The sequence below is a fragment of the Sphingomonas sp. Leaf21 genome, from assembly GCF_916858675.1.
In the GTDB taxonomy this organism is placed as follows: domain Bacteria; phylum Pseudomonadota; class Alphaproteobacteria; order Sphingomonadales; family Sphingomonadaceae; genus Sphingomonas.
On sequence record NZ_CAKASM010000002.1, the window covers coordinates 124,504 to 145,705 of the forward strand.

At 68.5% G+C, this 21,202-nt stretch carries 16 protein-coding genes, 1 tRNA gene and 1 pseudogene; 14 read left to right on the forward strand and 4 right to left on the reverse strand.

Translation table 11 applies throughout. The features are described 5' to 3' along the window. Positions 1–21: 21 nt before the first annotated feature. The 7 genes and pseudogenes from LRP66_RS03170 (at position 22) to LRP66_RS03200 (ending at position 8,213) form a co-directional block, all read left to right on the forward strand. Positions 22–2,296 (forward strand): annotated as a pseudogene (locus LRP66_RS03170) (DUF2460 domain-containing protein). Then, positions 2,293–3,099 (forward strand): DUF2163 domain-containing protein, encoded by an 807-nt coding sequence (locus tag LRP66_RS03175; RefSeq protein WP_230481058.1) that lies wholly within the window; start codon positions 2,293–2,295, stop codon positions 3,097–3,099. The pseudogene LRP66_RS03170 and the gene LRP66_RS03175 overlap by 4 nt, the downstream one beginning before the upstream one ends. Further along, on the forward strand, positions 3,096–3,464 hold the full coding sequence (locus LRP66_RS03180; RefSeq protein WP_230481059.1) for a peptidoglycan endopeptidase: 369 nt from the start codon (positions 3,096–3,098) through the stop codon (positions 3,462–3,464). Before LRP66_RS03175 ends, LRP66_RS03180 begins: the two co-directional genes overlap by 4 nt. Beyond that, positions 3,464–5,590, forward strand: coding sequence for a phage tail protein (locus tag LRP66_RS03185; RefSeq protein WP_230481060.1), 2,127 nt, complete (start codon positions 3,464–3,466; stop codon positions 5,588–5,590). Before LRP66_RS03180 ends, LRP66_RS03185 begins: the two co-directional genes overlap by 1 nt. Before the next feature lies 1 nt (position 5,591). Next, positions 5,592–6,095, forward strand: a complete 504-nt coding sequence (locus LRP66_RS03190; protein WP_230481061.1) for a DUF2793 domain-containing protein — start codon at positions 5,592–5,594, stop codon at positions 6,093–6,095. 116 nt (positions 6,096–6,211) lie between these two features. Then, entirely contained in the window at positions 6,212–7,339 is a 1,128-nt protein-coding gene (locus LRP66_RS03195) for an OmpA family protein (protein WP_230481062.1), read from the forward strand. Between the two features lie 334 nt (positions 7,340–7,673). Next, the gene (locus tag LRP66_RS03200) at positions 7,674–8,213 is read left to right on the forward strand and encodes a PilZ domain-containing protein (protein ID WP_230481063.1); all 540 of its coding nucleotides are present in this window, start codon (positions 7,674–7,676) and stop codon (positions 8,211–8,213) included. Between the two features lie 3 nt (positions 8,214–8,216). On the opposite strand, the gene ygfZ is transcribed toward LRP66_RS03200, so the two are convergent. Then, on the reverse strand, positions 8,217–8,981 hold the full coding sequence (gene ygfZ, locus LRP66_RS03205) for a CAF17-like 4Fe-4S cluster assembly/insertion protein YgfZ (protein ID WP_230481064.1): 765 nt from the start codon (positions 8,979–8,981) through the stop codon (positions 8,217–8,219). A 47-nt stretch (positions 8,982–9,028) separates the two neighbouring features. Here ygfZ and LRP66_RS03210 point away from each other — a divergent pair, with 47 nt between their 5' ends. Together LRP66_RS03210 and LRP66_RS03215 are read left to right on the forward strand one after the other, a co-directional pair. Further along, positions 9,029–10,348: a dihydroorotase gene (locus LRP66_RS03210; RefSeq protein ID WP_230481065.1), complete on the forward strand. Its 1,320-nt coding sequence runs from the start codon at positions 9,029–9,031 to the stop codon at positions 10,346–10,348. Next, on the forward strand, positions 10,345–10,746 hold the full coding sequence (locus LRP66_RS03215; RefSeq protein WP_230481066.1) for a hypothetical protein: 402 nt from the start codon (positions 10,345–10,347) through the stop codon (positions 10,744–10,746). The genes LRP66_RS03210 and LRP66_RS03215 overlap by 4 nt, the downstream gene beginning before the upstream one ends. Positions 10,747–10,869: 123 nt before the next feature. Here LRP66_RS03215 and LRP66_RS03220 read toward each other — a convergent pair whose 3' ends face one another. Then, the gene (locus tag LRP66_RS03220; protein WP_230481067.1) at positions 10,870–11,634 is read right to left on the reverse strand and encodes a DUF1134 domain-containing protein; all 765 of its coding nucleotides are present in this window, start codon (positions 11,632–11,634) and stop codon (positions 10,870–10,872) included. 164 nt (positions 11,635–11,798) lie between these two features. Between LRP66_RS03220 and LRP66_RS03225 the strand changes: the two genes are divergently transcribed. After that, positions 11,799–11,888: transfer RNA gene (locus LRP66_RS03225), tRNA-Ser, on the forward strand. A 115-nt stretch (positions 11,889–12,003) separates the two neighbouring features. Here LRP66_RS03225 and LRP66_RS03230 read toward each other — a convergent pair. Further along, positions 12,004–12,771, reverse strand: coding sequence for a class I SAM-dependent methyltransferase (locus LRP66_RS03230; RefSeq protein WP_230481068.1), 768 nt, complete (start codon positions 12,769–12,771; stop codon positions 12,004–12,006). Between the two features lie 198 nt (positions 12,772–12,969). On the opposite strand from LRP66_RS03230, the gene pncB reads away from it, so the two are divergent. From pncB to LRP66_RS03245, 3 genes are all read left to right on the forward strand, one after another. Further along, on the forward strand, positions 12,970–14,274 hold the full coding sequence (gene pncB, locus LRP66_RS03235; protein WP_230481069.1) for a nicotinate phosphoribosyltransferase: 1,305 nt from the start codon (positions 12,970–12,972) through the stop codon (positions 14,272–14,274). 211 nt (positions 14,275–14,485) lie between these two features. After that, positions 14,486–15,577 (forward strand): Gfo/Idh/MocA family protein, encoded by a 1,092-nt coding sequence (locus tag LRP66_RS03240; RefSeq protein WP_230481070.1) that lies wholly within the window; start codon positions 14,486–14,488, stop codon positions 15,575–15,577. Positions 15,578–15,698: 121 nt separating this feature from the next. Beyond that, positions 15,699–18,170, forward strand: a complete 2,472-nt coding sequence (locus LRP66_RS03245) for a PAS domain-containing protein (RefSeq protein ID WP_230481071.1) — start codon at positions 15,699–15,701, stop codon at positions 18,168–18,170. Positions 18,171–18,682: 512 nt separating this feature from the next. Here LRP66_RS03245 and LRP66_RS03250 read toward each other — a convergent pair. Next, on the reverse strand, positions 18,683–18,862 hold the full coding sequence (locus tag LRP66_RS03250) for a hypothetical protein (protein WP_230481195.1): 180 nt from the start codon (positions 18,860–18,862) through the stop codon (positions 18,683–18,685). A gap of 169 nt (positions 18,863–19,031) precedes the next feature. On the opposite strand from LRP66_RS03250, the gene LRP66_RS03255 reads away from it, so the two are divergent. Next, the gene (locus tag LRP66_RS03255) at positions 19,032–21,173 is read left to right on the forward strand and encodes a TonB-dependent receptor (RefSeq protein ID WP_230481072.1); all 2,142 of its coding nucleotides are present in this window, start codon (positions 19,032–19,034) and stop codon (positions 21,171–21,173) included. Positions 21,174–21,202: the final 29 nt, after the last annotated feature.

The window sequence follows — 21,202 nt, forward strand, 5'->3', positions numbered from 1 at the left end:
CAGGTTCAGGAGACTAACCAGATGCAATGGTGTCTGCACGACCAGCGGGACGCGCAGCGGAGCGATACGCTTTCGCGGTTCGACCCGCGCTACTGGACGGTCGATTTCCCGCGCCCGATGATGGCGGCGGTGGTCGCCACCGCGCCCGACGCGCTGCGGGTCGACACGGTGTTCTACCGCGCCGACGATCTGGCCGGACTGATCTGGGAATCGGCGGATCGGCACGATCATCCGCTGCTCCGCTACGACACGGCGCGCGACTATCGCGATTGCCGGTTGCGGTTCCGCTGGCGCTCGGGGGGAATCAAGCCGCTCGACGCCGTCTACGGCCCTACCCTGACCATTGAGGGGCGCGATGCCGGGGGGCGGGCGCGCGCCTGGTATGTGCGACTGTGGAACTATGCCAGCGGTTCGGCCGAGGATGCCGAGATCGTGATCGACTTCGCCGACCTGGCGGGCGGGTTCCGCTTGCCCGAGGATCGCGACCCGGTCTGGGCGGGGGGATGTGGACCGCATGTTCGTCTCGCTGGTGGCGCGCGATTACGATGCGGGCGCCACGATGCTCGACCAGCCGCAGGAGGCGTGGGTCGAAATGACCGGGATCGCCTGCGACGGGCCGGGCGCGGTGATCGGCGTCGGCGCGGCGGTGCTTCCCGAGCAGGGTTTCCGGATCGCGACCGGCTATGACGACAGCTATCACCTGACGCCGCAGCGTTTGCTGCGCAACATCCTGCACCTCGGCTATCGCGGCGGGATCGTCCACTATGTCGGGATGAGCCATTATTTCAGGCTCGAGCGGAATGGCGACGGGCTCTACGCCAGCCTGCGCGGCGGCACGCTCAACACCGCCTGCGCCGCCTGGCATGGCGGGTTCTCGCGCGAGGCGCGGGCGCTGGGCTATGAGCTGATCTGGTCGCTGTCCTACGAGCTGTTCGACGCGCATTGCTGGGGCGACTGGAAGCAGCGGGCGGCGGATGGCGGGCCGGCACTCACCGGCTGGTCGCCACCCTCGACGCTGCTAAGCCCGGCGCATTCGGGAGCGATGGCCTATCTCCAGTCGGTCGCGCGAGCATTCCTGGCGATCGGGCAGGCGGCGGGGCTGGCGCCGCGCTTCCAGATCGGCGAGCCCTGGTGGTGGGTGCGGCCATCGGACGGTGCCCCGTGCCTGTACGATGCGGCGGCGGTCGCGGCCTTCGCCCCGGTGCCGATCGCGACGATGAGCGGCGCGAAGACGCAAGGACAGCGCGACACGCTCGACCGGGCGGGGGCGTGTCTGGCCGCGTCGACGGCGGCGCTGTGCGCGGCGGCCAAGGCGGCCGCACCGGGCTGCGTCACCCATCTGCTCACCTATCTGCCAACGGTGCTCGACCCGCAGGCGCCCGAGGCGGCGCGCGCGAACATGCCGGTCGGCTGGGCGAGCCCGGCCTTCGATATGCTCCAGCTCGAGGATTATGACTGGGTCACCGCGGGCGATACCGCGTCGACGCGAAAGGCCGTGGCGCTGGCCGAGGCACGGCTGGGCTATCCGCCGGAGCGGCAGCATTATCTTTCGGGCTTCGTGCTGCGCGCCGATCAGCGCGCGCAATGGGGATGGATCACCGACGCGGCGGAAACCGCGCGGTCGCGCGGTGTCGCGGCGACCTATGTCTGGGCGATGCCGCAGGCGATGCGCGACGGCTTCGTCTGTTGGGAGGGGGGCGAGGACGACATGCAGGCTTTCGACGATGTGCTGTTCCCACTGGCGCTGGGGCGCGAGGCGGAGGTGACGCCGGGCTTCTCCACCGCGATCCTGACCAGCGCGGGCGGACGCGAGGCGCGCAATGCCGCCTGGGCGGAGGCGCGGACCACCTATGACGTCGGGCCGGGTATCCGTTCGGCGGCGGATATCGCCGCGCTGCTGGCCTTCTATCGTGCGCGGATGGGTCCGGCGCGCGGATTTCGCCTGCGCGATCCGTTCGACAGCATGGGCACCGACGAGGCCTTGGGAACCGGCGACGGCACGTCCCGCCGCTTCGCGCTGGTCCGCCATTACGGCGCGCAGTCGCGCCGGATCACCCGGCCCGTGTCCGGCAGCGTCTCGGTCCGCGTCGGCGGCACCGGCGTGACCGCGTTCGTGGTGGAGGCGGGCGGCTGGCTGGTGTTCGACACCGCCCCGGCCACGGGCGCGACGATCACCGCGAGCTTCAGCTTCGACGTGCCCGTGCGCTTTGCCGAGGACAGGCTGAGCGCGGCGCTGGCGGGGTTCCAGGCGGGCGCGGCCCCCTCGGTCCCGCTGGTCGAGGTGCGCGAGGCATGAGCGCCGACACGCTGACCGCGCGCGTTCTCTGTTGGCGGCTGGACCGCCGCGACGGGGTAACGATCGGGCTGACCGGGCATGACCGTGATCTATGGATCGACGGCCTCCGCTATCGCGCCGCGCCGGGCCTGACGCCGAGTGCGATCCTGCGCGGCGACGGGCTGGAGGCGGAGCTGATGGAAGCCTCGGGCGCGCTGACCAGCGCGGCGATCGCCGAGGCGGATCTGCTCGCGGGGCGCTGGGACGGCGCGCGGGTGACGGCGATCGCGGTCGACTGGAGCGGCGAGGCGGCGCCGGTGCCGCTCGGTGTCGGGGAAATCGGCGGCGTGGAGCTGGGCGAGGGGGGCTTTACCGCGGAACTGCGCGGCATCGCGACCGCGCTCGATCGACCCGTCGCGGAGGAAACCTCGCCAGATTGCCGCGCGTCGCTGGGCGATCGGCGCTGTCGGGTCGCGATGGCGGGGCGGCGGCCCATGTGCCGCGTCACCGCCTGGGACGGTGGGCGCGAACTGACGCTGGATGCGACCGAGCCGGTCGACAATGCCTATGGCCAGGGGCGGCTGATCTGGTTCGGCGGTGCCAATGCCGGGCTGGAGGCGATCATCGTCCGGTCGGAGGGAAATCGCGTGTCGCTGTCGGTCGCCCCGGCCTTCGCGGTCGAGGGGACGGTGCTCGTCGAGCTGGTCGAGGGTTGCGACAAGCGGCTCGACACCTGTCTGTCGCGGTTCGGCAACGTCGCCAATTTTCGCGGCGAACCGTTCCTGCCCGGCATCGACCTGCTCACGCGGTATCCCGGCGCATGAGCCGGGTGGCGGCGGCGGCGCGCGCGCTGGTCGGCGTGCGGTTCCGGCTACACGGTCGCGACGTGCGGCATGGCCTGGATTGCGTCGGGTTGGTCGCTGCGGCGACCGGGCGGACGGCACCCACCGGCTATGGCGGGCGAAGCGGTGACGATGCGCGGGTGGCGGCGATGCTCGATGCGGTCTTCGTGCGCGGCGGCGACGAACCCGGCGCGGTGCTGCTGTGCCGTGCGGGGCCGGGACAGCTCCATCTGGCGATCCGGGTCGAGGACGGGATCGTCCATGCCGATGCGGGGCTGCGCCGCGTCGCCTGGCGGCCGGGTGCGCCGCCCTGGCCGGTCTTGGGATTCTGGAAGGGGGAGGGGTGATGGCGACCTTGGTCTTGGGCGTGGTGGGGCGGGCGCTGCTGGGCCCGGTGGGCGGCGCGATCGGCGCGCTCGTCGGCAATCGCGTCGATCACGCCGTGCTGGGTTCGCCCCGGCGGCAGGGCCCGCGCCTGACCGAGCTGTCGGTCCAGGGTTCTGCTTATGGCACGCAGATGCCCGCCATCTTCGGCACGATGCGAGTGGCGGGACCGGTCATCTGGGCGACGGACCTGGTCGAGACGCGGGGCGTGAGCGGCGGCGGCAAGCGACGGCCGAGCGTCGAGAGCTACAGCTATTCGGCGAATTTCGCCGTCGCCCTGTCGGGCCGGACGATCCGGCGGGTGGGGCGCATCTGGGCCGATGGACGATTGCTGCGCGGCAGTGCTGGCGATTTCAAGGTGGCGACCGCCTTCCGCCTCCACCCCGGCACCGAGGCGCAGGCGGTCGATCCGCTGATCGCGTCGGTCGAGGGGGAGCGGGCCCCGGCGTTCCGGGGGCTCGCCTATGCCGTGTTCGAGGGGCTGGCGCTCGCCGAGTTCGGCAACCGCATCCCGCAACTCACCTTCGAGGTGGAGGCGGATGCGACCGACATGGACAGCGGCGCGATCGCGCAGGCCGTGTCGCCTGTGGTCCGCGCGGGGAGCCAGGGCACGACCGTCGCGGGCTTCGCGGCCAGTGGCGGCAGCGTGCGGGCGGTGCTGGCGATGCTTGCCGACATGAGCGGGGGGCAATGGATCGCGGACGGCGCCGGGATACGGATGATCGTGCCGGGTTACGCCACATCCGCAACGTCGATCGTCGACGAGGGCATGGCGGCGCGCGGTGCGGGCCAGCGGGGGCGTCGCGCGGTGACGGCGGACGCGGTCCTGCCCGCCAGCGTGACCGTCGCGCATTACGATCCCGCGCGCGACTACCAGATCGGAACCCAGCGGGCGCGCCGCGTGGGCGGGGTGCGGGACGAGCGCCTGGACCTCGCCGCCGCGCTCGACGCCGCGACGGCGCGGACGCTGGCCGAGGACCGGCTGACCCGTCGCCTCGCCGAACGGGTGCGGCGCACCGTCACGCTTGGGCCCGAGGCGCTGGCCATCGGTCCGGGTGACGTGATCGGCATCGCGGGCGAGACGGGACGCTGGCGCGTGGTCGAGGCCGCGTGGGAAGCGATGGCGGTTCGGCTGAGCTGCGTACCGGTCAGCGGGGCCGCACCGGTGCTCGGCGCCTCGTCGGGCCGGATCGCGCGCGCGGCGGACCGGACGGTCGGCGCGACGCGCCTGATCGCGTTCGAGGCGCCGCCGCTCTCCGACGAGCTGCTGTCCGCCCCGCGCCTGACGATCATCGCGGCGGGCGGACCGGGGTGGCGCCAGGCGAACCTCGCCTATAGCCTCGACGACGGCGCGAGCTGGATCGCGATCGGCACCACCGCGCTGCCCGGCGTGATCGGCAGCGTGACGGCGGTGACGCCGGGCGGTGGCACCGCGCTGGTCGATCGCCGGGGGTCGCTGGTGGTGAGCGTCGACGACGACCTGGCCGATGCCGACGCGGCGGCGATCGATGCGGGCGCCAATCTCGCCTGGGTCGGTGGCGAACTGCTGCAATTCGCGCGCGCCGAGCCGCTTGGCGACCGGCACTGGCGGTTGAGCGCGCTGCGCCGGGGCTTGCGCGGAACCGAGGCGATGGTCGGCCAGGCGGTTGCCGGAACGCCCTTTGCGCTGGTCACGGCGGAAACGGTGCGGACGCTCGACCTGCCGATCACCGCGCTCGGCGCGCGGGTGACGTTCCTCGCGCACGGCGTCGCCGATGGCAGCGAGGGGGTGGCGACGGCGGCGACGGTCACCGGCTGCTCGGTCCTGCCACCCGCACCCATCGGCCTTTGGAGCCGACATCAGTCGGGCGGCGAGGTCGCGATCGGCTGGACCCGGCGGAGCCGCATCGGCTGGCGCTGGCTCGACCGGGTCGACGCACCGCTGGGCGAGGAGGGCGAACGCTACCGCGTGACGGTGGGTGGACGAGAGGCGATCGTCACCGAACCGCGCTGGTCCGGCCCCGCGCAGGCGGGGGAGCGGGTCACGATACGCCAATTGGGGACCTGGGGCGCATCGCCGCCGCTGGTCGGATCTATCGGGGAGGGATGAGATGACCGCAGAGACACCGCGCTGGACGCTGCCGCTGCTGACCGCCGGACAGGCGCAGAAGGAGATGACGCATAACGAGGCGCTGACCTTGCTCGACCTGATCGTTCAGCCCTGTGTCGAGGCGGTGGGCCTCGACACCCCGCCCGCATCGCCGATGGTCGGACAGGCCTGGGTGATCGGCGACCAGCCCTTCGGCGCCTGGCAGGGCCGGGCCGATATGCTCGCCGGCTGGACCGATGGCGGATGGCGGTTCCTGTCGCCGCGAGCGGGGTTGTCGGTCTGGAACGGGGCGGAGCAATGCCGGTCCGAATGGGACGGGACGGCATGGCGGACGGGGCGGGTGGCGGCCCGTGAGGTAACCGTCGGTGGAAAAAAAGTTTTGGGCGCGCAACAATCCCCCATCTTAGTTCCGACTGGTGGCCAAGTCGTTGATATCGAGGCGCGTTCTGCCCTTGAGGCGGTGATCGGGGCGCTCCGGAGCCATGGATTGGTCGCCTCCGGCTGACCGAAAATCTGTGCTTTTAATGCCACAGTGCCGGGCTTTTGTTCGCTTGCGTGGAAACCAACGCTCCGATAGTGGGTTTGCGCTGTCCGTAGTGACAACCAAGAAAGGGGACTATGATGCGGAAGCTTGCCATTGTTCTGGCACTCGCCTCCACCGCTCTGGCTTCGCCTGCCCTCGCCCGCGACAAGTCGTGGTACGTCGGCATCGAAGGCGGCGGTATGATCGTCGAGGACATCAACTATGACGTCACCGGCACGCGCACGGGCGTTGCCACCGTCAACCATGACTATGGTTATGACGTTGACGGCGTGATGGGTTACGACTTCGGTGGTTTCCGTCTGGAAACCGAAGTCGGCTATCGCCGCGCGACGGTCGACGGCTTCAGCTCGACCACGCTGACCAACACCGGCATCGGTGCTGGCACGGTTGCCGCTGGTAACTACGACTATGCCGGTGGTTCCACCTCGGCGCTCAGCTTCATGCTGAACGGCTTGCTGGACTTCGGTGCCGACGACGGCATCCAGGGCTTCGTCGGTGGCGGTGTCGGTGTGGCTCGCGTCAAGGCGAACTACAAGCTGAACAACCAGGCCGATTTCCTGAACGACTCGGACACCGTGTTCGCGTGGCAGGCTCTGGCGGGCATCCGTGCGCCGCTGACCGACCACATCGACGCGACGCTGAAGTATCGCTTCTTCAACGCCGAGAACGTCAAGCTGGTCGACGTCGCGAACAACACGTTCGACGGCCGTTTCCGTTCGCACTCGATCCTGGGTGGCGTGGCGTACAACTTCGGCGAACCGGCTGCTCCGCCGCCGCCGCCGCCGCCTCCGCCCCCGCCGCCGCCGCCTCCTCCCCCGCCGCCGCCGCCCGCTCCCGAAGCGGTGACGTGCTCGCCGGGTCCGTTCATCGTGTTCTTCGAATGGGACAAGTCGGACGTCACGCCGGAAGCCGCGTCGATCCTCGACAACGCGATCACGCAGTATCAGAGCTGCGGCAATGCGCGCGTGATGGTTGCCGGTTACACCGACACCTCGGGTACGCCGAAGTACAACATGGGCCTCTCGCAGCGTCGTGCCGACGCGGTGAAGGCGTACATGACTTCGCGTTCGATCCCGGACGGCTCGATCGCAACGGAAGCGTTCGGCGAGCAGCGCGACAAGCTGCGCGTTCAGACCGCGGACGGTGTCCGCGAGGTCCAGAACCGTCGCGTCGAGATCACCTACGGTCCGGGCGCTGGCCAGTAAGCCACGCTCAGCCAAGGCTGATTACGAAAGAGGGAGGTCGGCGAAAGCCGGCCTCCTTTTTTATTGGGCGGGTGACATCGTGACCGGGTGGCCGCGAACGACAAAAGCCGCCCTGATCCGGTAGGCCTCCAAAGTCGACATTCGCTTCGGCTTCGTTGAAATCTGACGAAATCCGTCAGGCTGAGCGCCCGGCTGCTTTCGCGACGGTCGTTGATCTTTCGCAACGAGGACCGGCTGCCCGCGATATTTGCGCCACGCCGACATCGCCTTTGCCGATTCACACTTTCTTCGTGGGTGGCCGTTATGGTCACTCGCTCGACGGGAAAGGATCGCCATGTTGCGGGCGGGGGCGGAATACAGGAAGCGCGAACAACGCCGACAGGTGTTGATCCCCTGTCGTATGAAGTCGGCGCGTGGCTGGGGCGATGCCTGCATCCATAACATCTCGTCGCACGGGATGATGGTGGCCAGCGACGACCCGCTGGCGGCCGGGGAATATGTCGATATCCGGCGCGGGCGTCAGGTCGTGATCGGCCGCGTCATCTGGCACAGGGACCGGTTTTCCGGAATCCGGACGCAGGACGTGATCAGCGCCGACGCGCTGGTCAGCGAACCACGGCTCGAGGGAAAGCCGCTATCCACCGCCGCGCGCGACGATCGCCGCGATGTTCGGAACCGACTGGTCAGCGAAATCGACGCGGCCCGCCGGATGGAACGCAGCCGCTCGATTTCGAGCGCGCTGCAATTCGGAACGCTCTGCCTGTTCGGGCTGGCGGCCGCCGCGACGATCGCGGTGCAGGTCGGCCACATGCTGACCGCGCCCGGCTCCCGGATCCAGCAGGCCTTGTCGATCGAGGCCCACGCCACGCACTGAGCGTCAGTCGCGATCGTCCTGCGCCAACGCGTCGACCAGCCACTGGGGACGAACGGCGTCGCCCAACGCCTCGACGCGGCGATGCTCGACCATCACACCCAGTTCCGGATAGCGGGCACGCGTCCGGTCGGTGGCCTCCGCCAGCGGCACGACGACCAGCCGCCGGTTGACCTTGGACCGGTGGTGCATCCGCGCGGTGTTTTCCTGCCCGACATAGCAACCCTTGGTGAAGCTGACGCCGTTAAGCTCGCGCGCGTTACACTCGAGCCACAGCGTCTCCCCCGCGCCCAGTTCGCCGACCCCCTCGGTCACGCCCAGCGACAGGCGATGTCCGGTCCACCCCGCGGCCGAAGCTCCCGGAGGCGCCAGCCAGCGCTTCCCCAACGCCGCCAGTCGGGGATCGTCGGGCCGCCCGGCCGCGTCGGGGCTCCAGTGAACGGCCATGGCGTCGACGGGTTCGATCGTGATCGCCCGGCGCAACCGGTACATGGCCAGCCGCCGGGCCAGTGCCTCGGCCTGTTGGGCCTCCGCATCAATCAGCACCGCCTCGCCATCGTCCCACAGGATGAAGTCGAACAGCGCCTTGCCCTGCGGTGTCAGCAGGCCGCCCCAGCGGGGCGCCTCGGGCGACAGGCCGACGACATCCTGCGTGACCAGACCTTGCAGGAAACCCCGTACGTCCTCGCCCGCGACCCGGATCATTCGTCGGTCGGCCAGCGTCGTGGCGGGCATGGCGTCGGCGGTGGCGGTCGGGGTGGTATCGGTCATGCTGGCAAGGTAGGAAGGCGCGATCCCTCGCGAAAGGCCCGTTTGTCATGACCTTCGACCTGCTACTCTCCGGCGGCACCGTCCACACGCCCGGCGGCCCGGTCCGCGCCGATGTCGGCGTGCGCGACGGCCGGATCGTTCAGATCGGCGCGGTCGGCGATGCGGGTCGGGTGATCGACTGCACCGGTCTCGACATCCTGCCGGGCGTGATCGACAGCCAGGTCCATTTCCGCGAGCCCGGCCTGATGCACAAGGAAGACCTGGCCAGCGGTAGCCGCGCGGCGGTGATGGGCGGCGTCACCGCGGTGTTCGAGATGCCCAACACCAAGCCAAACACCGATTCGTCGGACGCGATCACCGACAAGCTGACGCGCGCGAAGACGATGTTCTGCGATCACGCCTTCTATGTCGGCGCGACGAACCACAATGCCCGCGACCTGGCCGAGCTGGAGCGGATGCCGGGCACGGCGGGGGTCAAGATCTTCATGGGCGCCTCGACCGGCGACCTGCTGGTTTCGGAAGATGCGCGCCTGGCCGAAGTGCTCGCCTCGGGCCACCGCCGCGTCGCCATTCACGCCGAGGACGAGGACCGGATGAATGCGCGCACGGCCGAGCGTATCGAGGGCGATCCCGCCTCACATCCGGTCTGGCGTGACGACGAAAGTGCGATGCTCGCCACCCGCCGCATCCTGCGCCTGGCGCGCGAGGCCAATCGTCGCATCCATATCCTGCATGTCACCACGCCTGCCGAGCTGGAATATATCGGCCGGAACAAGGACATCGCGACCTGCGAGGTGACTCCGCAACATCTGACGCTGGCGGGCGAAGAGGCCTATCCGCGCCTCGGCACGCTGGCGCAGATGAACCCCCCGATCCGCTCGGGCGCGCATCGCGACGGCCTGTGGCACTGGCTCAACCAGGGCGTGCCCGACGTGATCGGATCGGACCATGCGCCGCACACGCTGGAGGAAAAGGCCAAGCCCTATCCCGGCAGCCCCAGCGGGATGCCCGGCGTGCAGACGCTGCTGCCGCTGCTGCTCGACCATGCCGCGCATGGCCGTCTGTCGCTGCAGCGGGTGATCGAGCTGACCAGTGCGGGCGCGCAGCGTATCTTCGGGATCGTCGGCAAGGGACGGATCGCCGCCGGGTACGACGCCGACTTCACCATCGTCGACCTCAAGAAGCGCTGGACGATCGAGGAACAGTGGCTCCAGTCCAAATGCGGCTGGTCGCCCTTCACCGGCATGGAACTGACCGGCAAGCCGATCGGCACCATCGTGCGCGGTCAGGTGGCGATGTGGGAGGACCGGATTGCGGACGCCCCGACCGGTCGGCCGATCCGGTTCGAGGCGGTCGATTTCGGATGAGCCTTACGCGGCGGGTGCGGGATATCCGGGTCTATTGCCCGGTCGCGCCCGCCACGCTCGCGGCCCTGATCGCGGGCGATCCGAACGCGGTGGAGCGGGACGACACCGCCGCCGCGCTCCTCGCCATAATGCGCACCCCGCCGCTCGGCGACTTCGGGCGCTATCACGACGTGGTCGAACTGGCGATCGGCTATGAAGGCTTTCGACCGGGCGAGGGCGCGGTGCCGACACTGGGCACGCTGGGCGAGGCCAGTTGGTCCCCGACGGTCATCCTGACCGCGATCTTCGATGCGGAGGCGGAGGTGGACATGCTGGCGGAACGGCTGCTGGCGGCGCACCCCTGGGACGTGCCGGTGATCGCGGTGAGCGAGCCTTATCGCATGTTGGTGCGGGAATAGGGTCGGCCGTGGGTTTCAACTTCGCTCAGCGGGAACGGCTGTCGAGAGCTGACCCGTTCCCAGACCCCCATTCAGCCTGAGCGACGTCGAAGGCCGAGGACAACCCCCGGCCCCCAAGCCCCATCAGAACGGCAACCACCGGGCCTTGTGGGTGAAGTTCATATACCCGACATTGACGCCCGCGCGCCAGCCGACGCCGAGCCGCACGGGGATCAGAACGACATTGCCACGCCGCAGATAGGTCGCGGCGAACCCGCCGACGAAATACAGCCGACCCTCGGCCGCCGGGAAGCGATGGAACAGCTCCTCGGTGTCGTAGAGGTTGTAGACCAGCACGAACACCTTGTTGGCATCGCCGCCGATGTCGAAGCCCAGCGACGGCCCGGTCCAGTAGACGGGCATCTGCCCCTCGACCTTGTGGGTCATGATCCCAGAGCCATAGCGGAGCCCGACTACGAACGCGCCAGAGGCTTCGCGCCCGGCGATATAGGCGTTGGGGCGACCCTGCTCGCGCAGGATCCGCTCGATCATTCCGGCGAGCCCCTCGGCACCCTTGCCGAACACGCCTTCGCCCGCCGCGAGCAGGTCGTCGCGCTCGAAGGTGTCGGCGGCCTGGGTGGTCTGGGTCGCGCGCGTCTCCGGGGTGTTCGCGGGCGGCGTGGTGGTGACGGGCGGCTGCTGCACCGGCGGGGTGTAGGGGGGCGGCGCATTGTCCTGCGACGGCTCCTGCACGGGCGTGCTGCGCGGGGCGGGGCGTGAGGGCTGGGTGCCCAGATCGCTGTCGATGCCCTGATTGGGATCGATGGTGCGGACCTGTGCGGCCAGCGGCGCGGCGGCGACCATGGAAAGACCGCCGAGCACCGACAGACCCAGACAGACGAGACGCATGACTTCAAACTCCCCCGGCGGACCGATTGGCCACGTTAACCAGCCCGCGCCTTGCAGCGCAATGAATGACGGGAAACGCCCTAGTCGATTTTCCCGATAAAATCCCCTCCGGACCCGGTTGATTGCCTCCCCCGGTCCCGCTATAGCCGCCCCTCGCCGCAACCGGAGACGTGGGTGAGTGGCTGAAACCAACGCTTTGCTAAAGCGTCGTACGGGAAACCGTACCGAGGGTTCGAATCCCTCCGTCTCCGCCATATCCCCTCGGGCCGAGGCCAGGGGCAGGGCGCTTCCAGCCGAATGACGATCAACCCGGTGGTGCGATCCTCGTCGCTCGTCGCCGGAATGTCTTGGCCGGAATGTGTTGGAAAGTCAGACGGGCTCGGCGGCCAGGACATAGTCGCTGCCGCAGGCGAGCGCACCTTGCGTCTCGATCAGCGCCAGCGCCTCGTCGCGCAGCGTCGCGGCCTGTCCGGCCAATGCGCTGGCCAGCGTCCGGTCGGCCAGCCGCGCGAGCCGGGGCGACAGCATCGCGATCTGCGATTCGACGAAGCGCGTGCCGTAGCGGATCGGGAAATGCTCCTCCGACAGCAGGCGAAAGCCCGCGCGATCCAGGGCCCGCTTCACCCAATCGGCGGGATATTCGCGATAGGGCCGCTCGCCCGCCAACAGCAGGCAGGCGTCGCGCAGCCGCCCGATCCGCCACACCATACGCGCCGCCGGATCGCCGGGCGGGGTGGCGGTGACATAGGGTTCCAGCCCGACGACATAGAGCCGCCCAGTGGTCAGCGGACGTAGCCGCGCGAACAGGCTTTCCTGGAAATAGGGCGCGAAACCGTCGATCGCGCCCAACAGATAGTCGGCGAGGACCGTGTCATAGCGCTCGCCGGCCAACAGGCCCGGATCCGCCCAATCGCCCAGCAGGATGCGGTCGCCCGGTCGGCGGGTGGCGCGGGTCTGCTCGCGCAACTGCCGGGCATGGCCTGCCGCGCCCGTCACCGCGGTCCAGCGCTCGGTCGCGAGCGTGGTCATCCAGCGCAGCGATCCCGCCCCGGTCCCCGCATCGAGCATCGTACCCCAGGGGCGGTCGCCATGAAGCCGTTGGATATGGCCGAACAGGCCGGGGGTCGGGGACGTCATCGGGAAAACAGGACCTCGGGATCGATAGGCGGGGTGGCATAGGGCGACAGCGGTGCGCGGCCAAGTTCGCGAGGGTCGCCGATGCGAAAGGGGCTGACAGGACCGGTCGTACATGGTCTTTGCACCGCGAGGCGGGGAATGCCGCGTTCCGTCATCGGCCCCTCCCGCCCTTTCTCCGCGCCCGACCAAGGATCGCCCATGCCCGTCACCGACATCGCCACCCGCGTCTATAATCACGGCTGGCGGCTCGATCCGGTGGTGCGCAGCCTGCTCGACACCGATTTCTACAAGCTGCTGATGCTCCAGATGATCCGGCAACTCCATCCGGAGGTGACGGCGACCTTCTCGCTCATCAACCGAAGCCGCTCGGTCCGGCTGGCCGAGGTGATCGACGAGCAGGAATTGCGCGACCAGCTCGACCATGCGCGCACGCTCCGCTTCACCAAGAAGGAGTTGATCTGGCTGGCGGGCAACAGTTTCTACGGCAAGCAGCGGATGTTCACGCCCGACTTCATCGACTGGCTCGCCCGGTTCCGGCTCCCCGACTATGACTTGCGCACCGTCGACGGCCAGTTCGAGCTGCATTTCGATGGCCCCTGGGCGCAGACGACGATGTGGGAGATCCCCGCGCTCGCCATCGTCAACGAACTTCGCTCGCGCGCGGCGCTCAAGGGCAAGGGGCGGTTCGAACTCGACATCCTCTATGCCCGCGCCAAGGCCAAGCTGTGGGACAAGGTCGAGCGGTTGCGGACGCTGCCCGATCTGGTCCTTTCCGACTTTGGCACGCGGCGGCGGCACGGCTTCCTGTGGCAGCGTTGGTGTGTCGAGGCGTTGAAGGAGGGGTTGGGCGACCGCTTCATCGGCTCGTCCAACGTACTGCTGGCGATGGACAATGACCTGGAGGCGATCGGCACCAACGCGCATGAACTGCCCATGGTCATGGCCGCGCTCGCCCCCGACGATGCCGGGGTGGCCGCCGCGCCCTATCGCGTGCTGGCGGAGTGGCAGGCGCTGTACGACGGCAATCTGCGCATCGCGCTGCCCGATGCGTTCGGGACCAGCGGCTTCCTGCGCAACGCGCCCGACTGGCTGGCCGACTGGACCGGTTTCCGCCCCGATTCGATGCCACCGATCGAGGGCGGCGAGCAGATCATCACCTGGTGGCGCGCGCATGGCCGCGATCCGAAGTCCAAGCTGCTGATCTTCTCCGACGGCATGGACGTCGACAGCATCGAGGCGACCTACCGCCACTTCCATGGCCGGGTACGGATGAGCTTCGGCTGGGGGACCAACCTGACCAACGACTTCCGGGGATGCGATCCGGCGGGCGAGGCGGGGCTGGAACCGATCTCGCTGGTCGCCAAGGTCATCAGCGCCAACGGTCGACCCGCGGTCAAGCTGTCCGACAACCCAGCCAAGGCCACCGGCGAGCCGAGCGAGATCGCGCGGTATCTGCGGATATTCGGCGAGGACGGGCGGCAGGCCTCGGCAGTGACGGTGTGAGCGATCCGATCCTCCCCGACGCAGGGAGGTGGCAGCGCGCGAGCGCTGACGGAGGGGGGCTCACGGGGAATCCCCGGGGCGGCCGTCCCCCTCCCCGTGGCGGGGAGGACCCCATCGACCTTAGTCTATGATGGTGGTGCCCGTGGGGCGCACATGATAACTTCATGAAATGGCGGGACGACATCGCCTGGCCGGATCAAGGGAGAAGACCATGCGCAACGCCGATCGTCGGACCGTCATCGCGGGGCTGGGAGCCGGGCTGGCCCTTGCCGCGGGCAATGCCTGTGCCGCGCCGCGTGGGCGCAAGATCGGCTATGCGATCGTCGGGCTGGGAAGCTATGCCGAGCTGATCATGTCCAAATTCGCGGAGTGCGAACAGTCGCGGCTGGTCGCGCTGGTCAGCGGCACGCCCGACAAGCTCAAGCGTTTCGGCGAGAAATACGGCATCCCCGAAAGCCATCGCTACAGCTACCAGACCTTCGACCGCATCCGGGACAATCCGGATATCGACGTCGTCTACGTCATCCTGCCCAATTCGATGCATGCCGAATATACGGTCCGCGCGGCACAGGCCGGCAAGCACGTCATGTGCGAAAAGCCGATGGCGGTATCGGCCGCCGAGTGCCGGACGATGATCGAGGCGTGCCGCAAGGCCGGGCGAAAGCTGATGATCGGGTATCGCTCGCGGTTCGAGCCCTATAACCGGCTGGCGATCGACCTGGCGAAGAAGGGTTTCGTCGGACCGACCCAGATCATCACCGCCGATCATGGATTCAACGCGCGGCCCAACCAGTGGCGACTGGACCGGGCCCTGTCGGGGGGCGGGTCGTTGATGGACATCGGCATCTACAGCCTCAACGCCGTCCGCTACCTGACCGGCGAGGAACCGGTCGAGGTCAGCGCGGTCGAGTCGACCGACCGCAACGATCCGCGTTTCCGCACCGTCGAGGATCGGATCAGCTTCCTGATGCGCTTTCCTTCCGGCATCGAGACGACGTGCGTGTCGAGCTACAGCTCCAACCACAACATGTACCGCGTGACCGGGACCGAGGGGTGGATCCAGCTCGAGCCCGCGACATCCTATGAGGGGCAGAAGATGTGGATCCGGCGCGACGGCCGGACCGAGGAGCGACAGGTCCCGGCGGGCAAGGGCCAGCATGCCGGGCAACTCGATCATCTCGCCGAATGCATCCGGAACGACACGAAGCCGCTGGTCGGCGGCGAGGAAGGGTTGGCGGACATGCGTCTGATCGAGGCGATCTATCGCTCGGCGCGCGAAGGGCGACGGATCAGCCTGACCTGATCTCCGGCGCTGGCGTGGCGGTGGCGGTCGCCCCGCCAATCGCGGTGGCCGCGAAATCCTGTCGCGTCGGGAAGGTTAAACTCCTATTGCAGGTTAACCTCACGGCCGGATGGACCATGTGGTGCATAGGATCGTCGACCCCCGCATGACCCCGGTTACCCGTTTTCGTGACAGCCTGCGCAGCGGCGGCATCTGCGGCGCGCTGATGGCGCGGCGTGACTGGTCGGACGGGGCGCTCGGGCCGATCGAGGGATGGAGCGCCGCGCTCCGTGCCGCGGTCCTGCTGATGCTGCGGACACCGGTGCCGATGGCGATCATGTGGGGCGGGCAGGGCGTCCTTCTGTACAATGACGCCTATGCCGCGATCGCACGAGGGCGGCATCCCGAGGCGATGGGGCGGCCGGTGGCGGAGGCCTGGCCCGAGATCGCGGCGTTCATCACGAATGTCCTGCACGTCGGAATGGCGGGCGAGACGCTCAGCTATCGCGACCATCCGCTGACCCTTTACCGCGACGGTGTCGCCGAACAGGTCTGGCTGAACCTCGATTACTCTCCGATCACCGACGTCGATGGTCGTCCGGGCGGAGTGCTCTGCGTGGTGGCGGAGATGACCGATCGGGTCACCGCGCAGGCGGCGCTGGCCGATAGCGAGACGCGGTTCCGCCTGATGGTCGATACCGTGCCGCAAATCGTCTGGATCGCCGATGCGGATGGCCAGATGGAATTCCTGAACCGGCAATTTTCCGATTATACCGGCGCGGCATTCCGGTCGATGTCGCCCGCCGAGATCGCGGGCGCCTATATCCATCCCGACGACGTGGCCCATGTCGTCGCCTCGTTCCAGGCCGCGCGTGACGGCGGCGGTGTCCACAAGTGCCAGCATCGCATCCGCTCCGCCTCGGGCGAATATCGCTGGTTCCTCGACCGCGCGCATCCCTACCGCGATCCGGACAGTGGCGAGATCGTCCGCTGGTTCGGTTCGTCGATCGACATCCACGATCGCAAGCTGGCCGAGGACCGGCTTCACCAACTCAACGCAACGCTCGAGCAGCGGGTGGCGGAGCGGACCGCCGAGCGCAACATGCTGGCGACGATGGTCGAGAATACCGACATCATGGTGATGGCGGTCGATATGAATTTCGACATCCTGGCGCTCAATCTCGCCCATGCCGATGAGTTCGAACGCGTCTTCGGCGTCCGCCCGCACACCGGCGACAACATGCTGGCACTGCTCGCCGACCGGCCGGGCCTGCGTGACGAGGTCCGCGCGGGCTGGATGCGCGGGATGCAGGGCGAGCATGTCAGCTTCGTCGACGAATATGGCGACCCCAACCATATCCGCCGCTGCTATTCGGTCAGCTTCCACCCGCTGTTCGACGAGGCGGGCGTGCAGTTCGGCGTCTATCAGTTCGTCACCGACGTCACCGACCGGCTTCGCGGCGAGGCCGAACTGGTCGAGGCGCAGGCCGCGCTTCGCCAGGCGCAGAAGATGGAGGCGATGGGACAGCTCACCGGCGGCGTCGCGCACGACTTCAACAACCTGCTGACCCCGATCGTCGGTACGCTCGACCTGTTGCAGCACAAGGGGCTGGGCGGCCTGCGCGAGCAGCGGCTGATCGCCGGGGCGGCGCAGTCGGCGGAGCGCGCCCGCATGTTGGTCCAGCGCCTCCTCGCCTTCGCGCGCCGCCAGCCCCTGCAGCTGATCGCGGTCGACCTGGCCGAGCTGGTCGCCGGGATGGGCGATCTGGTCGCCAGCACGACCGGGCCGACGATCATGGTCGAGGTCGATGTCGCCTTCGGCCTGCCGCCCGCCGATGCCGACCCCAACCAGCTCGAAATGGCGCTGCTCAACCTGGCGGTGAACGCGCGCGACGCGATGCCGGAGGGCGGTCGCCTGCGCATCGCGCTGGGCCAGGAGCGGGTGGATGAGGGACGGGGGCTGCCCGTCGTCGCGGGCGACTATATCCGCCTGTCCGTCACCGACACGGGCAGCGGTATGGACGCCGCCACGCTGGCCCGCGCCGTCGAGCCCTTCTTCTCGACCAAGGGCGTCGGCAAGGGAACCGGGCTTGGCCTGTCGATGGTCCATGGGCTGGCGTTGCAACTCGGCGGTGCGCTGACGATCCGCAGCGAACCGGGAGAGGGGACCGAAGTCGCGCTGTTCCTGCCGGTCAGCGGATCGGTGCGGCAGGAGCCGGTGGTCGCGCCGACCTGCGCGGGACCGGCGCGGCGAAGCGGTCGCGCGCTGCTGGTCGATGACGAGGATCTGGTGCGCCACAGCACCGCCGATATGCTTGCCGATCTGGGCTATGACGTGATCGAGGCGGCATCGGGCGAGGAGGCGGTCGCGATGCTCGACGACGGGGTGGCGTTCGACCTGCTGGTGACCGACCATCTGATGCCGGGCCTGTCGGGGACCGAACTCGCCCGACTGGTCCGGGCCCGGCGACCGGGCGTCGCGATCCTGCTGGTGTCGGGCTATGCCGAAACCGACGGCGTCGCCTCCTCGCTCGCCCGGCTGACCAAGCCGTTCCGCCAGCGCGAACTCGCCGAGCGGCTGGCGCAGATCACCGCGTCGGCGGACGTGGCCTGAACCCATTCCTCCCCATCTCCGGTGGGGTGGGGGCGTTCGCGCCAGCGAGTGGTGGAGGGGTGGCGTCCGGGCGGGCCGATCCCGCCCTGTCGAATCCGACGCCGTCGTCCTTCAACCGGCGTAGCCTGCCCCGGCAACCGACTGGCATCGCCCCTCCGTCAGGGCTGCGCCCTGCCACCTCCCCAAGCACGCTTGGGGAGGAATGGAGTGTCCGAACGCCTCCCCATCTCCGGTGGGGAGGGGGCGTTCGCGCCAGCGAGTGGTGGAGGGGCGGCGTCCGGGCGACGCGATCCCGCCCTGTCGAATCCGACGCCGTCGTCCTTCAACCGGCGTAGCCTGCCCCGGCAACCGACTGGCATCGCCCCTCCGTCAGGGCTTCGCCCTGCCACCTCCCCAAGCATGCTTGGGGAGGAATGAGGTGCCCGGACTCCTCCCCATCTCCGATGGGGAGGGGGACCGCTCGCGCGAGCGAGTGGTGGAGGGGTGGCGTCCGGGCGACGCGATCGCGCCGGTCAGTGGAGTTTGGCGATCGCCAGCCCGTCTTCCTTGGCGCGCGCCTTCACCGACTCCTCGCTGCGGGTCAGCGCCTTGGCGATCGCCTTCAGCGCCATGCCCTTTTTGGCCAGCGTGTGGAGTTTCTGAATCTCGTCCTGCCGCCAGGGCTGGCGATGTCGCTCAAATTTCTCGGCCATGCCGTTCATATAGGATGACGGATCGCCGCTGGCCATGCCGGGCCATGCGCCGCCCGGTCGATGATGGCTCGCTTACAAATGCGTCATGGAGCGTCACCGCGCTTGCCTTCGTCACGCCGCGCGGCGAAGCAGGCGGCCTGTTGTGACTTTGTATCATGCGAGTATGCCCATGCGTCTTTCCGCCCTGCTCTGCTGTGTCGCGTCCTCCGCCCTCGCCGTTCCCGCGCTCGCCCAGACGCGCGGCGTGCCCGCGTCGGAGACCGATCAAACTTCGCCGGGTGACGCCGGTAGCGGCAGCGACATCGTCGTGACCGCCAAGCGCCTCGACGAGGCGCGCGCGCATATCCAGCCCAGCCTGGGCGCGTCGAACTACGAGATCACCAGCGCGACGATCAAGGCGCTGCCCGGCGGCGAGAATCAGCAGTTCAACCAGATCCTGCTCCAGGCGCCAGGCGTCGTGCAGGACGGCTTCGGCCAGTTTCATGTCCGCGACGACCATAACGGCCTGCAATATCGCATCAACGGCACCATCCTGCCCGAGGGGCTGGCGGTGTTCGGCCAGACGCTGTCGCCGCGACTGGTCGACAAGGTCAACATCCTGACCGGCGCGTTACCGGCGCAATATGGCCTGCGCACTGCGGGCGTCATCGACATCACGACCAAGAGCGGGCTGTTCGACAATGGCGGCACCGCGTCCATCTATGGCGGCAGTCACAATACCATCCAGCCGAGCCTGACCTATGGCGGCTCGACGGGCAGCACCAACTACTTCGTCTCGGGCGATTATCGCCATAGCGGACTGGGGATCGAGAGCGTCGACGGCCGCTCCAACCCGGTCCACGACGATACCGACCAGTATCAGGGCTTCGCCTATGTCGACCATATCCTGGACGACCAGAACCGGGTGTCGTTCGTCGGCGGCTATTCCAACCAGTGGTTCCAGATCCCGAACCCGGTCGGACAGCAGCCGGACGGCACCTGGACCATCGGCGGGCAAAGCGCCTTTCCCAGCGAGAAGCTGAACGAGACGCAGCTCGAGAAGACCGGCTTCGGCCAGGTCGCATTCCTCCACGATGCCGAGCCGCTGACCGTGCAGGCATCGCTTTTCGCCCGCTATTCGTCGCTGCGCTACCGTCCCGACATAGTGGGCGAGCTGCTCTACAACGGACAGGCGCAGCAGGCCTATAAGCAGGATTTCGCGATCGGCGGACAGGTCGATGCGGTCTACCATATCGGCACCGCGCACACGCTGCGCGGCGGGTTGCTGGTGACGCGCGATCGCTCGACCAGCGACACCACGACCAGCGTCTTTCCGGTCGATGCCAATGGCAATCAGGCGGGCGAGCCGATCGCGGTCGTCGACAATGGCGGCAAGACCGCGACCAGCTTCAGCGCCTATCTGCAGGACGAATGGAAGCTGCTGCCCAAGCTGACGCTCAACTACGGCGCGCGCTACGACCTCTATAACGGCTATCGTCGCGAGGGGCAGCTGTCGCCGCGCGTCAATCTGGTGTGGCAGCCGGACGGGGTCTACACGCTCCACGCGGGCTATTCGCGCTATTTCGTGCCGCCGCCCTTCGAACTGGTCGCCAGCACCAGCATCGCCAAGTTCGTCGGGACCAGCGCCTATCCCGCCAACCCGCTCAACGACGTGCCCTTCGCCGAGCGACAGGATTATTTCGACGCCGGGTTCCAGGCGCGGCTCAGCCGATACTTCACCTACGGCATCGACGCCTATTACCGCATCTCGAGGAACCTGATCGACGAGGGGCAGTTCGGCGCGCCGATCATCCTGACGCCGTTCAACTATCGCCAGGGGCGGATCGGCGGGATCGAGGCGAATATGAGCTATGCGCGCGGCGGCCTGCTCGCCTATGCCAATTTCGCCGCGGCCAAGGCGAAGGGGCGCAACATCGTCTCCAGCCAGTTCAGCTTCTCGCCCGACGACCTCGCCTATATCTCCGGACGATATATCTATCTGGACCACGACCAGACCTTCACCGGTTCGGCGGGCGTGTCCTATGCCTTTGCCGAGGGGACGAAGCTGGGCGGCAGCATGATCTACGGCTCGGGGCTGCGGCGCGACGACGACGTCAATTCGATCCCCAACGGCGCCAAGCTGCCCCCCTATGCGCAGTTCAACCTGACCGCGAGCCAGCACCTGGCGGGGCCGAATCTCGATATCCGGTTCGACGTGATCAACCTGTTCGACCACAGCTACGAAATCCGCGACGGAACCGGCGTCGGCGTCGGCGCGCCGCAATTCGGCCCGCGTCGCGGCTTCTTCGTCGGCCTGTCCAAGGCGTTTTGATCGTCCTCCCCGTACCGGGGAGGATCGTC